This is a genomic window from Pseudoxanthomonas japonensis, assembly GCF_043632995.1.
Classification (GTDB): domain Bacteria; phylum Pseudomonadota; class Gammaproteobacteria; order Xanthomonadales; family Xanthomonadaceae; genus Pseudoxanthomonas_A; species Pseudoxanthomonas_A japonensis.
Genome location: NZ_CP171633.1, coordinates 42,283 through 55,346, shown reverse-complemented (window position 1 = coordinate 55,346; position 13,064 = coordinate 42,283). Strand labels below are relative to the sequence as shown.

Below are 13,064 nucleotides of genomic sequence, written 5' to 3'. Positions count from 1 at the left end.
TCATTCCTTCACGCTGGACGGATAGCCCGCGTTGGTCGTCGCTTCGGTGAGCGCCTTGAGGGTGGTCTTGGCATCATCGAAGATCACGACAGCTTCCTTTTTTTCGTAACTGACCTCGACTTGAGCCACACCCTCGACCTTGTTCAGCGCCTTCTTGACGGTGATCGGACAAGTGGCGCAGGTCATGCCGGGCACGTCGAGCGTGGCGGTCTTGGTCGCGGCCCAGGTGGGGGCGGTGAACGCGAGGCCCAAGGCAAGTACGGCGGCGAGTTTCTTCATCTGCGAATCCTCCAGTGGTGTCAGTAGAACAACGGTGCGAGGTAGGGGAACGTCAGCGCCAGCAAAATCAAGGCGGCGACGATCCAGAACAACACTTTGTAGGCGGTCCTGGCCTGCGGCACGGCGCAGGCCTCACCCGGTGCGCAGGCAGCTGCCGGCCTATAGATGCGGCGCCAGGCGAAGAACATGGCAACCAGGGCCGCGCCGATGAAGAGGGGCCGGTAGGGTTCGAATGCCGAAAGATTGCCGATCCAGGCTCCGCTGAACCCCAACGCCACCAGCACCAGCGGTCCGAGGCAGCACGTGGAGGCGAGGATCGCCGCCATCCCCCCGGCGAACAGGGCGCCACGGCCGGTCTTCTTGGTCTTGGTCTGCATCGGGCTGTGTGCCTCCACGGTGATTGATTGAGCGGGACTCATGCTAGTGCCGTACCCAAGTACGCACTCAAGGCGTACTTCGTGGGGACTGGGCGGCACGTTCAGCCCGAAGCAAGGTTTGTCGATACAGCCATTTCCAACCGTCGCGAATCAGCCTCGCCCAACCAGGCTTGTGCAGCAGTGCCATTGAACGCGTGGTGGGCGGCAGATCGCTGAACCGTTGGCGCAGTTGACGCAGGATCCGGGCTTCGCGCCGCACCAGCAGTCGCGCCACCTGGGCCAGCGATGTCCGGCGATAGCGGCGGTAGTCCTTGATCACAGCCGGCTGGCCATCAAGGCAAGTCGGATAGACCTCCGGCTTCAGCCCCCGCCATCGCTTGAACGCCCGCAGGAAGAGCACGGACGTACCGGGCACGCCGTCGACGCCGCCGGGAAGCGCTCGTGTCCCTATCAACATGTAGGCAGATGCATGCAAGCGCGCAGCGGGACTTTCCAGCGCCTCTCCTGCTGCGCGCCGACATGCTGCTGAAGTACGGTGCTTGCGGCGACATACAGCCGGTCAAGGCGGGTCTCGATGGGAACCACCTCCTCATCGATGAGCACGTCCCGAAACGCGCATGCCAGGTCGCATTGCAGGGCCGCACCCTCGGGCAGGGGTACACCCGCCTCTGACAGGCGCAGCACGACCCGTGCCGCCAGGGTGTGCGCTTCCTCTTCGCTGAGATGATCGACGCTCTCGCGCCCGTACCAGCAGGCCGGATCGGGGAAGGACGCGAGCAGTTCCGATACGGGCGCGGCGGGGACGGGGATAATCTCATCGCTCTGGCCTCCGAGGGCGGCCCATAGCAAGTCGACCTGCCGGCCTGCATCGAGCTCGCGCTTCCATTCGACCGCAATCACCTCACCGCTGCGATGCAGCCAGGCCCGTTCGACGGCGGCTTCGCCTTCCAGGCGGATCAGCACTGGCTTGGCCAGGCATCCGCAACCGAGTTGCGGCACGACCGCGCACGCCAGCGGCGCTGAATAGAAGCGGAGGATTCGGGACATGGTCTTTACCGACGAATGCTGACGAGCGTAAGCTACTCCTGTAGTTAAGTACGGGATCAAGTACCATGCCGTCCTCCCCGGAAAACCTGACGATCGGTGCGCTCGCCAAGGCGGCCAGCGTCAACGTGGAAACGATCCGCTTCTATCAGCGCAAGGGATTGCTCGACCAGCCTGAGAAGCCTTATGGCGGCATTCGCCGCTATGGCGCCTCGGACGTGGCCCGGGTCAGGTTCATCAGATCAGCGCAGCGACTGGGGTTCAGCCTGGACGAGGTCGCGCAACTGCTCCGGCTGGAGGACGGCACCCACTGCGATGAGGCCGCCGAACTTGCTGCGGCACGCCTGGCGGATGTTCGGACACGTCTGGCCGATCTCCAGCGCATGGAGACGGCGCTGTCCCAACTGGTCGTTGCATGCCGCACGCATCAAGGCCGAGTGTCATGCCCCCTGATCGCCGCGTTGCACTGAAGGCGAGCCGACATGACGACTGTGGACCGCTACCTCGAAGCCGCCAGTCGCGAGAACACCCAGCGCAGCTACGGCTCGGCGCTGCGGCATTTCGAGGTTGAATGGGGTGGGCACCTGCCGGCCACGCCGGACAGCGTGGCCCGCTACCTGGCCGACCACGCCACGCAGTTCGCGAACAACACGCTCCGCCAGCGCCTCGCCGCGCTGGCGCACTGGCATCGCGAGCATGGGTTCGTCGATCCCACCCGGGCGCCGCTGGTGCGCAAGGTGCTCAAGGGCATCCAGACCTTGCACCCTTCGATCGAGAATCAGGCCGAACCGCTACAACTGACGCGACTGGTGCAGGTGGACGACTGGCTCGGTGCTGCGATCGCAGCCGCCAGCGAACGCGGTGACCGCGCGGACGAGCTGCGCCATCGGCGCGACCGGTCCCTGATCCTGCTGGGCTTCTGGCGCGGCTTTCGCGGCGACGAACTGATCCGCGTACAGGCCGAACACCTGCGCCTGGTCCCGGGCGAAGGCATGACCTGTTTCCTGCCGCGCAGCAAGGGTGACCGCCAGGCGCTGGGCACCACGTACAAGGTGCCGGCGTTGTCGCGGTTGTGCCCGGTGACCGCGACCGCCGAGTGGACGGCTGTGGCCGAGCTGACGCAAGGACCGTTGTTCCGCGGCATAGACCGCTGGGGCCACGTCGGCGAAGCACCGCTGCATCCGAACAGCCTGATCCCGCTACTGCGCCGCCTGCTCACCGCTGCGGGACTCCCGGATGCAGAGGAGTACAGCAGCCATTCCCTGCGTCGCGGCTTCGCCGGCTGGGCCAACGCCAACGGCTGGGACGTGAAGGCGCTTATGGAATACGTCGGCTGGCGCGACGTGCATTCGGCGATGCGGTACATCGATGGCGGCGATCCCTTCGCCCGCCGGCGGATCGAAGCGAGCTTGCCGGAAACGCCAACGCTGCCAGGGCCTGCAACTACCCGAGGAAACTGAATGGCGTCGATCGAACGGACGGCATACCCGCAATTCAAGCGCAATCCGGTTGTACGCGAACTGGTTGCGGCCTACACGCCAACCGACGCCGAGCTGGCCTTCGTTGCCGAGAACACCCGGCAGCCTGCGCATCGCCTGACGCTGACGATTCTGCTCAAGACTTTCCAGCGGCTGGGGTATTTCCCCGTGTTGGACGAAGTGCCGCTTGCGGTGGTGCGCCATATCCGCGGCGCGCTGAAGCTGAGGGTGCAGGTAAAGCCGGCGGACCTCGCCAACGCCTCGCGCTATCGCTACTACCGCCGGGTCCGCCAGTTCCTGCAGGTCCGGGCGTTCGGCGATGGCGGACTGAAGATCGCGGCACGGGCGGTATACGAAGCCGCCGCGGTGATGGACAACCCGGCGGATCTGATCAACGTGGCCATCGAACAACTCGTGCGCGATCGCGTCGAGTTGCCGGCGTTCTCCACATTGGATCGCCTGACCCGGCGCATCCGCACGCTGGTCAACGGTCGCTATTTCGCCCAGATTGAGGCGCGGCTGACCGTCGACGAAAAGCAGCGCCTTGAAGGCCTCCTGCAGGTCGAAGAAGGGCGCCAGAAGAGCCCGCTGCACGCAATCAAACGCCTGCCCAAGCGCTCTTCGCTGCAACACTTCCAGGAGCTGATCGACCATATCGCTGAACTGGGCGAGTTGGTGGGCAGCGAGGTGCACCTGACTGGCATCCCAGAGATCAAGCGCAAGCACTTCGCCGCCGAGGCACGGGCGCTGGATGCTTCCGAACTGCGCAAATTCCGACCCGCCAAGCGCTACGCCGTACTGGTGTGCCTGATCCACCGGGCCCGGGTCCAGACCCGAGATGATCTCGCGGAGATGTTCAGCAAGCGCATGGGCAACATCCACAACCGGGGGCGTGAGGAACTGGAGCGGTTGCGGGCACGCTACCGCGAGAAGACCGAGGCGATCGTGGCGACGATGTCGGACGTGGTTCGCGTCCTTGACCATCATCCCGGCGACACCGAGGCGGGCCGGGAAATCCGGCGCTTGGTCAACGCCCACGGTGGCGTACAGACCCTGCAGGCCGACTGCAACGCCATTGCCGCGCACAGCGGCGACAACCACTTGCCGCTGCTGTGGCCGTACTACAAGAGCCACCGCGCCACCATCCTGCGGATGGTGCGCATGCTGGACTTGGCTTCGACCACGGAAGACCGCTCGCTGATCGATGCGATTGAACTGATCCTGACGCAGGAGCGGGCCCGCGGCGACTGGTTGGATGAACCGGTCGATCTGGCGTTCACCACCCAGCTCTGGCGCAAGACCATCGTCCATCGCACCGAGCAGGGCGAGGAGCGCATTCACCGGCGCCTGTTCGAGGTCTGCGTGTTCTCGTCGCTGGCCAACGAGCTGAAATCGGGCGACGTGGCCGTGCGCGGATCGGAAACCTACGCCGACTACCGTGAGCAGTTGCTGCCGTGGGAGCAATGCGAGCCGATGCTGGAGGATTACTGCAAGCAGGTGGGGCTGCCGTCGACCGCTGTTGGCTTCGTCAATGCGCTGCAATCACGCCTGATGCAGGTCGCTGATCTGACCGACCAGAGCTACCTGGAGAACGGTCAGGTGATCATCGGCGAGGACGGCATCCCGGTACTCAAGCGCAGCAAGGCCAAGGAGATGAGCCGCGGGGCCCGCGCCCTGGAAACCGCCATCCTCGACCGCCTGCCTGAACGCAGCGTCATCGAGATCCTGTGCGACGTGGCGCATTGGACACGCTGGCCCCGACACTTCGGGCCGCTGTCCGGCTCGGACGCCAAGATAGAACAGCCAACTGAGCGCTACGTCCTCACCGCCTTCACCTATGGCTGCAACCTCGGGCCGGCCCAGTCCGCCCGGCATCTGCGTGGCGCCGTCTCGGCGCACATGCTGTCGTTCGTCAACCGTCGCCATGTGGACGCCAACAAGTTGGCGGCGGCTTGCCGCGATATCATCAACAGCTACGCAGGCCTGCAGCTCCCCAAATTCTGGGGCGACGGCAAGAGCGCGGCCGCTGACGGCACCAAGTACGACCTCTACGACCAGAACCTGCTGGCGTCGTACCACATCCGCTATGGCGGCTACGGTGGCATCGCCTACCACCATGTCTCGGATACTTACGTGGCGCTGTTCAGCCACTTCATCCCGTGCGGTGTCTGGGAGGCGGTCTACATCATCGACGGCCTGCTGAAGAACACCTCCGACATCCAGCCGGATACCGTCCACGCCGATACGCAGGGACAGTCGTTGCCGGTGTTCGGGCTCTCGCACCTGCTGGGCATCCAACTGATGCCACGCATCCGCAACTGGCGCGAATACAAGTTCTTCCGCCCGGACGAGGATATCCGCTACGAGCACATCGAACCGCTGTTCCGCGACACGGTCGACTGGGACCTCATTGAGACCCACTGGAAGGACCTGATGCAGGTCGTGCTCTCGATCAAGACCGGTACGATCGCGGCCTCGACGTTACTGCGCAAGCTGGGCAACTACAGCCGCAAGAACCGTCTGTACCAGGCCTTCAAGGCGCTAGGTTCGGCCGTGCGCACGTTGTTCCTGCTGCAGTACATCTCCAACCGCGAACTGCGCGAGCAGATCACGGCCTCGACCAACAAGGTGGAGGCTTACAACGGCTTCGCGAAGTATTTCTTCTTCGGCGGAGAGGGGGTGATTGCCGACAACGACCCCGTCGAGCAGGAGAAGGCCGTCAAATACAACGACCTGGTCTCCACTGCCGTCATCTTCTACAACGTGGTCGAACAGACCCGGATCATGAAGTCCCTGATGCGGCAGGGGTGGAAGATCACCCGGGAGGACGTGGCTTCGCTCAGCCCGTACGTGACCAGCCACGTGAAGCGGTTCGGCGACTACCTGATCGACGTGGAAGCGATTCCGGAACCGTATGAGATCGAGCTGGCTTTGGCGGCATAGTCTGGCCACCAGAAAATATCCGCTAACTCACTGATCTAGTGAACAAACGTGGGCCTTGTGAGTCATTTTTACACGTATGTCGGCTGAACCCCCAATTGGCCCGACATCCTGCGCATCGCCGCCACCATTGCTGCCGGGACCGTCGCGCCAAGCCAGATTCTGCGGAAACTCGCCTCCTATCCGCGGCAGAACGAGCTCGCGACAGCCCTGCGGGAAGTCGGTCGCGTCGAGCGCACCCTGTTCATGATCGACTGGATTCTGGATGCCGAACTCCAACGGCGTGCCCAGATCGGGCTCAACAAAGGCGAAGCTCATCATGCGCTGAAGCGGGCAATCAGCTTCCACCGCCGCGGTGAAATCCGCGACCGTTCCGCCGAAGGCCAGCATTACCGCATCGCCGGCATGAATCTGCTCGCCGCCATCATCATCTTCTGGAACACCATGAAGCTCGGCGAGGTCGTTGCAAACCAGAAACGCGATGGAAAGCTGCTATCGCCCGATCTCTTGGCCCATGTTTCGCCGCTCGGATGGGAACACATCAATCTCACCGGAGAATATCGCTGGCCAAAGCCTTAGCGTAGGATTCCGCCCCCTCCCGCAAACGACCCCACAAAGTCCATCGACCAGACCTGGTTGGCTGCTTCCGGCCGAAGCAAGGGTTGGCGCTCGCCCAGCAGCACCTTCTTCCGCTTGCGCCGGCGCACTTGCAACCTGGCCTCCTGATACAGCCGTTCCACCCGCTTGTAGTTCACCGGCCACTGCTCCTGCCGCAGCTTCAGGTAGATCATCCCGACCCCGTAGCGCTTGTGCCGCTGTGCCAGCGCAAGGATCCGCTTGCGCAGTTCGACGTTGCGATCCGGGCGAGGCTCGTAGCGAAACGCGCTGGCGCTCATCCGCAGCGCGCCCAATGAGCGCCGCTCGCTCAGCCCCCGATCGATCATCTGCCGCACCAGGTCGCGTCGCGCCGGTGCGGTCAGGGCTTTTTTCGCAGGACGTCCTTGATGACGTCGTTCTCGAACATCTGCTCGGCCAGCAGCCTCTTCAGGCGTGCGTTCTCAGCCTCCAGTTCCTTCAGCCGCTTCGCATCCGGCACGCTCATGCCGCCGAACTTGCTGCGCCACAGGTAGTAGGAGGCCTCGCTGAATCCGTGCCGCCGACACAGGTCCTTCACTGCCACGCCGGCTTCGGCCTCACGCAGGAAGCCGATGATCTGTTCTTCGGAAAAGCGCTTCTTCACGTCCAATCTCCTTCTCGTTGGGGATTGGACTCCAAATCGCCGTGCTACTCAAAAGCGGGGGGACGTCGCACGGAGGAGATATGCCGCGGCGTTGGTCTGCCCGAGGCCTGGCGCCATCAACATGCTATCCAGGAAGACAATGTTCCGGGGCATGTTGGAGTATCCAAGGTCGGCCTTGGAGTAGTCAGCTCGCCCTATCCGCAAGCTCTCAAAAATCTGCCATGCATCTTCGGAACCGACACCACCTTCATCCCACCGATCACCCCGCATTGGATCTTGAGCGGGACGATAGGTAGTAACACGAATCGTGCTGTCCCGGAATCCTGACACTGAACCCACCATCACTTGGAACGTGAAGTACTTGCCGGCGTCCTCGCCTTCGTACCTATCGTGCGGGGCCCGATCAAGCCTAAAATTCATCTTCATCGAGCTGGGTGAGCTTGCCATTCCAGGGGTCCGCCATAAGGTAGAGCCCATGGTCAATCATGATTTGAAGAGTCTCTAGCTAGGTTGGCCCTACTTTCGTGCCATTGAAGTCCCTATCCTGGACGATCCGCACCAACCCGCCCCATTCGCCGCACTCATGCGTCCCCACTTTTCAACGGTATGCACTCATCTAGCCCCAAATTTCAATGGCACCTACTCATGCTTCCCCAGATTGCAATGTTCGGGGCGCCGGTGGATTCAATGGTCGCGTAACACCAAGAACAGGATCCGGAGGTGGGCCCACGTCCTCGAACGTCCTCCAACGTCCTCCCCAGTCCCGTCTGGTACCACAAGAGAAAAACCACGAATAAGTGAGAGTGGATCAAAAACCCCTTCAAACAAGGCATATCGTGTCAGTGGCGCACTAAGACGTTCCCCAATAGATTGTCATCAGATTTAGGGATAACATCGAGAGGGGATTGACCCGCGCCTTCATCCAGAGCCACATGCTCACGAACCTTCATCCGAGTGAACTTGACGGCGCTGTTGCTGCACTTGATGAAACTCTAACAGCTGCTCTTCAGCGCTTTGCTAAAGAGGTCGCGAGATCCGGTGTAAGTGCAGCTCCAAATGAGAACGTCATTGTTTATGGCTGCAAGGAAATAAGCGGCCATTTTACTTCTGTGCTGCAAAGTGCACCATGGCTTGTCGTCGTAGAGGTAGCCGATGAAAGCGCTGCTAGCATCAAGATCATCGCATTCAGGAGGCGATTCGATTCGAGCGGAACTGTTCAACTCGTCTCATTGTGCCAGTACTGCTCAATCCAGTTCAGGATCTGCCCCCACGCACTTAAAACCCTAGCTTCTCTTCAGCATCTGCTGACCCCAGAGAGCACAGTTGAGCCTTTTGTTGGGCTGTATAGCTCTGACGACTGGGGTTGGGATGATCACGACGTTAGGGAAATTCCTGATTACCTGTCTGCGCACGATAGAGCGTCATCTGTTGGCTCGTATCTCACGCTCGCGAAGGTCTTTGATACTGGCTCGGGGTGGCAAGAAGGCTCCAAGCTAGTACTACAGCTCAGTAACGTGCAGCGCTCAAGGCTCGGGGAAGGACAGAGTAAAACAGTTGTTTCACTGCGGATTCTTACCAAAGACAACAGGCTATTTCTGGCAGAGGCGATCCCACTCAATGCACCAGAATGTGAGCTTGAGTGGTATGCGAAGTACGACTCTATGCCTGCCGAGAACGACGGCTCAGGTCGTCGTATTGAAAGCTTTGGCGATGCATTTCATTTGACCCAGTTCGCCAAGCAGGAACGTCTACTCAACTCAAGGGGACAGTTGGTCTACTACAACCGGGCTGCTGAAGCGATGTACCGCTGGCATCCGAATGACGACGATTCACAAACGCTTGTATGTTTGATGAACGAGCCAAAGGATTGGCTATTTCCTGACGGACCTGTCTTCTGTCCGCATGCGAATACCATAACGCAGCCCTCGATTCCAAGGCATGTTGTCGACTTGATGGAGCGTGTGCCTAGCATTGATGCGGAGCAATCAAAAAATGTGACTGCGCATTGGAAGCACCATCCTGTCCTAGGGACTAGCTATTTACCACTTCCTCTCGCCGAAAGAATCATTACTGACGTTCCCACAACCCTTGTTGGTAGGGTAGAGACATCAATCAATCGCCCAGGCATACAGACGCCAATAAGCGGTGTCTTCGTCGTTATAGAGCGCTACGCAGGATCAACCCCTGTGTCGGTGGACATCAAGAATGGACACCTTGAGCACAAGGAAGGAAACAACTGGAATCGGTACCATATCAATACTGACCACAGTACATTGGTTGAGAGCCTTAACCTTCTTGGCTTCATAAGGCTAAGCGACATTGAAGGTGCCTTTGTGCTGCAAGCACCTATCGGCGCCTCCATTGAAGATGTCTATCTGGCGATCTCGCTTGATGAAGGTTGGGATTGGTTTGCGACGCCGAATGGGGTCAACACTAGATTGGTTGACTCGAAGGGACCTCTAGCCCTCACCTTCAATGCCGCTGTCAAGAAGCAAACGAATGGTTCTGATAAGTATGAGCTAGTAATCGACTGTCGTGGTGGTGACGAGAAGGTTGAAATTGCTGGCCTTCACAACAGTCACTTCCTGCAAGATCGACTCGCACATAAGCTTTGGAGTGACCGCTACGGCCGGCGACTGCCCGAGGGTGTCCTGCTGCTAGGGATCAGCAAAGGGGTGTATGCGTTTGTAGATAACCACTCACTTCAAGAATGCCTATCCAAGGCAAGCATCCTTCTCGATCATGCAACTCGGGTTGGATCGTCTTTGGTTCTCTCCAGTGGAGCACTCTTGAGGCTCGCAACACTAGATGAAGAGCTACTCGAATCTGGAGCGGAGATTGAGCGTGCGCGAACAGTCGTAAAGGAGCTTCTAGACGCGCAGACAGTTGGTGATGAACGCGAAATTAAAGGCATCAATGGCATAACGTTCTCACCGAATCAAGCCGCAGGGGTGAATTGGCTAGTTGCTCTATACAAGAACCGACTTGGCGGCGTTCTGGCGGATGAGCGTGGAGCAGGAAAGACATTTCAAGTGCTAGGAGCTGTCGCTGAGACACGAAAGATAAGGAAGGGCCTTAAGAAAGGGCCAGCCCTCATCCTTATGGAACTTCGTGAGCTCGATCATTGGACTGGCAAGCACCTGGGTGAGCACGCAAAGGGCTTGAAATGGAGCGTCTTCCACGGACTCAGGAAGCCAGATGTCGATGTTCTACGTGAACAGGACGTTGTTGTGACTACATACGGGATGGTTCCACGCAACGAGGAGCTATTCAGGTCTTTGGACCCTGGCTTCATTTTTGCGGATGAAGCTAAGCGGCTGAAAAACAAAAGCACAAAGACATGGGGCGTCATCAATTCAATTGAGGGCGCAAGCGTCGTCTCGATCAACGGCACACCCTTGACAAGGAATGTTGCTGATATTTGGTCTGGCATCAATCTCGCGGTGCCCGGGTTTCTCGGCAGCTATACCGGCTTCACGCGACGGTACAAGGCGCATATCGAAGAAGACCCTGCATTCCTTGATCGTCTACGGAAGGCCATGGCGCCAATTTTCATTAGGCGGTCTAAGGACAGTCCCAGCGGAACACCTAACAAGCAGCTTATACAGCAGGTTGTGACGATGGAGCCGCGCCAAGCGGAGGCCTACACACAGGCTAAGGCGCGTGTTCTGGAGGATTTGCAACAGCTACGCGATGCTGAAGTTCCGACCCCGCAGATCCGTTTCAAGCTGAGCAACATGCTGGAAAGGTTGCGAGCCATCACTGCTACCCCTGGTAACGTCCGGCAGCTTTCCAGTAAGGGCGAGGCTCTGAGGGACATGGTGGGAGAGTTTGTCGATGATGGACGTCAAGTCCTCGTCTTTAGTCACAACAACACCTTTGTCGACAGCATTGCTGAAATCCTGCGTAAGCAAGGAATTCCAACGAGCGTGTTCAAGGGGTCTAACGCCTCTCAGCGGAACAAAGAGAAGCAGTTGTTCATTGATGGGCATAGCCGAGTTCTCGTTCTGTCGGGCTATGGCGGAAAGGGTTTGGATCTACCTCAAGCAACGCGTGTCATCATTACCGATCCGTGGATTGATGCGGATGAAGACGATCAGATGGCGGATCGTGCGCTTCGATTCATCTCCAAAGAGGACATCGAGGTCTTCCACCTCATCGCTTCGGGCACACTTGAGGAGGGCGCGATGGTGTTGCTAGACCGACACCGGGAGATGCAGCAGGCGATCCTGGACGGCGCTCCAGCCCCAGATCCGAGGCTCATGAAGGCGAGTACGCTTGATGACTATCTCTACCTTCTGGAATTTGAACCTAACGTTCGCAACTAGCAACGATCAATCCTCCCCCAACCTAGCTTGGGCTGGGTGCCGGCGACAGCCATGATTGAGTGGCCAATTGGGCACACCGATTTACTGATCGGTCTCAGTCCTACTTCCTTGGCTTCCCCAACTCAACAGGATGATTGATGACAACGAATGCCCCTACCCCCGAACAGAACGCCGACCTCAATGCTCGCCTGGACGTCGTGCGAGAACAGACCACGTTCGACAACCGTCTTAGCCAGGCCAACAGCGCCATGGTTACGACCGCCCAGCTGGATGTGGCTTCATTCTTGATTTGCCGAGAGCTGCTTCGCGGAAGCATTCCGGACGAAGACCTGACGTCTGCAAGCATCGCACTTACCTGCGACCCCGGTCGGTTCGGAAACCCGTTCTCTGACTTGGCCACCGACATCTCCTCCTCGATCAGTGAGCTTGCAGAGGCTGTGCGGGCGCATACCGAGGCAAAAGAAGCCTCCTGATTGAGAATTGGCCTGACCTGTGTTTAAACTCGCGCAGGCGCTTCCCGGCGCCTGCCGCCCACACTGGCGAACGTGTCTCGACGCGACGGTGTTTCAACCCTGCCAATCGAACCCCGATGGCGACAAGTGGGCTGTCGTTGATCACCGGAGGCTTCGATGTGCCCTGCACCTTCCAAGACGCTTGTTGCCCGTCTCAAGCGCGAAGCTAAGGCTCGCGCGAAACAAGATTCCGTCTCCCACTCGACCGCCCTTGAACAGTTGGCTAGGGAGGCCGGCTTTGCGAACTGGCACGCCGTCATCTCAGGGCTCACCAGTGCATCGGCAGCGCAGCCGGCGCCCTACACCACCGATCCCCGCCTTCCCGCGCTTCCCACGTTCCTGCCCATAGATCCGAAGCTACCGCGAGGGTTCGACTCAACCGCCAACGACTTCCGGTCTGCGCGCCAGTTGGACGAATGGTGGGATAGACCCTATGCGATCCGTCAAGCCGATGGCAGCTTACGCGTGCGTTGCCTCGACGGCGGCGCTCACGATCGCAGTACTTCTTACGGAGTCGCGAAGAGCGAGGATGAAGCCTTGGAGCTGGCAAGGTCCAAGCTGGCGTCATGGCGATTGAGACGCGAACGGCCCATGGTCTATGTTGATGACGCTCCGGGCGTCCACTTAGTACGGATGCCACAAAGGCCGGATTGGGAAATGTTGTTCCTGCTGCGTTCTGTCTCGCAGGAGGAAGTCCGTACCTGGATGGATCAGCACTTTTCTAGGGCAGACTAAGCAGTGACTGGCGCTTTCCGCTGGTTAAACCCTGCCCCGTCCCCGTTTCGTTGGAAGATGGGGGCTGGCGACAAGTGCGCCGGCGTGCAGGGAGTGGAGATCGGTATCACACGAAGGGGGGAGTGATAAGT

Annotated in this window: 8 protein-coding genes and 4 pseudogenes; 7 read left to right on the top strand and 5 right to left on the bottom strand. The window is 59.7% G+C overall.

Translation table 11 applies throughout. The annotated features are described in order from the left end of the window. The 4 genes and pseudogenes from merP to ACGHX3_RS19690 all read right to left on the bottom strand — a co-directional run bounded on the left by merP (position 1) and on the right by ACGHX3_RS19690 (position 1,703). The gene (gene merP / locus ACGHX3_RS19705; RefSeq protein WP_394697498.1) at positions 1 to 279 is read right to left on the bottom strand and encodes a mercury resistance system periplasmic binding protein MerP; all 279 of its coding nucleotides are present in this window, start codon (positions 277 to 279) and stop codon (positions 1 to 3) included. Positions 280 to 299: 20 nt separating this feature from the next. Then, on the bottom strand, positions 300 to 656 hold the full coding sequence (gene merT, locus ACGHX3_RS19700) for a mercuric ion transporter MerT (protein WP_394697497.1): 357 nt from the start codon (positions 654 to 656) through the stop codon (positions 300 to 302). 223 nt (positions 657 to 879) lie between these two features. Continuing rightward, positions 880 to 1,026 (bottom strand): annotated as a pseudogene (locus tag ACGHX3_RS19695) (kinase); the annotation flags it as partial. Between the two features lie 80 nt (positions 1,027 to 1,106). Next, complete coding sequence (locus ACGHX3_RS19690; protein WP_206620817.1) at positions 1,107 to 1,703, bottom strand: hypothetical protein; 597 nt, start codon at positions 1,701 to 1,703, stop codon at positions 1,107 to 1,109. 65 nt (positions 1,704 to 1,768) lie between these two features. Between ACGHX3_RS19690 and merR the strand changes: the two genes are divergently transcribed. From merR to ACGHX3_RS19670, 4 genes and pseudogenes are all read left to right on the top strand, one after another. Further along, a complete protein-coding gene (gene merR, locus ACGHX3_RS19685; protein WP_394697496.1) occupies positions 1,769 to 2,170 on the top strand; it encodes an Hg(II)-responsive transcriptional regulator in 402 nt (133 codons plus the stop codon). A gap of 12 nt (positions 2,171 to 2,182) precedes the next feature. After that, positions 2,183 to 3,142, top strand: a pseudogene (locus ACGHX3_RS19680) (site-specific integrase); the annotation flags it as partial. 18 nt (positions 3,143 to 3,160) lie between these two features. Continuing rightward, a complete protein-coding gene (locus tag ACGHX3_RS19675) occupies positions 3,161 to 6,121 on the top strand; it encodes a Tn3 family transposase (protein ID WP_394697495.1) in 2,961 nt (986 codons plus the stop codon). Between the two features lie 93 nt (positions 6,122 to 6,214). Beyond that, positions 6,215 to 6,697 (top strand): annotated as a pseudogene (locus tag ACGHX3_RS19670) (Tn3 family transposase); the annotation flags it as partial. Here the strand turns inward: ACGHX3_RS19670 and ACGHX3_RS19665 are convergent. Continuing rightward, positions 6,697 to 7,358, bottom strand: a pseudogene (locus ACGHX3_RS19665) (transposase); the annotation flags it as partial. The pseudogenes ACGHX3_RS19670 and ACGHX3_RS19665 sit on opposite strands and share 1 nt — an antisense overlap. 905 nt (positions 7,359 to 8,263) lie before the next feature. Between ACGHX3_RS19665 and ACGHX3_RS19660 the strand changes: the two are divergent. From ACGHX3_RS19660 to ACGHX3_RS19650, 3 genes are all read left to right on the top strand, one after another. Beyond that, entirely contained in the window at positions 8,264 to 11,686 is a 3,423-nt protein-coding gene (locus ACGHX3_RS19660; protein WP_394697494.1) for a DEAD/DEAH box helicase, read from the top strand. Positions 11,687 to 11,823: 137 nt separating this feature from the next. After that, a complete protein-coding gene (locus ACGHX3_RS19655) occupies positions 11,824 to 12,159 on the top strand; it encodes a hypothetical protein (protein ID WP_394697493.1) in 336 nt (111 codons plus the stop codon). A gap of 156 nt (positions 12,160 to 12,315) precedes the next feature. After that, the gene (locus ACGHX3_RS19650) at positions 12,316 to 12,933 is read left to right on the top strand and encodes a glyoxalase superfamily protein (protein WP_394697492.1); all 618 of its coding nucleotides are present in this window, start codon (positions 12,316 to 12,318) and stop codon (positions 12,931 to 12,933) included. The last annotated feature ends 131 nt before the right edge of the window (positions 12,934 to 13,064 follow it).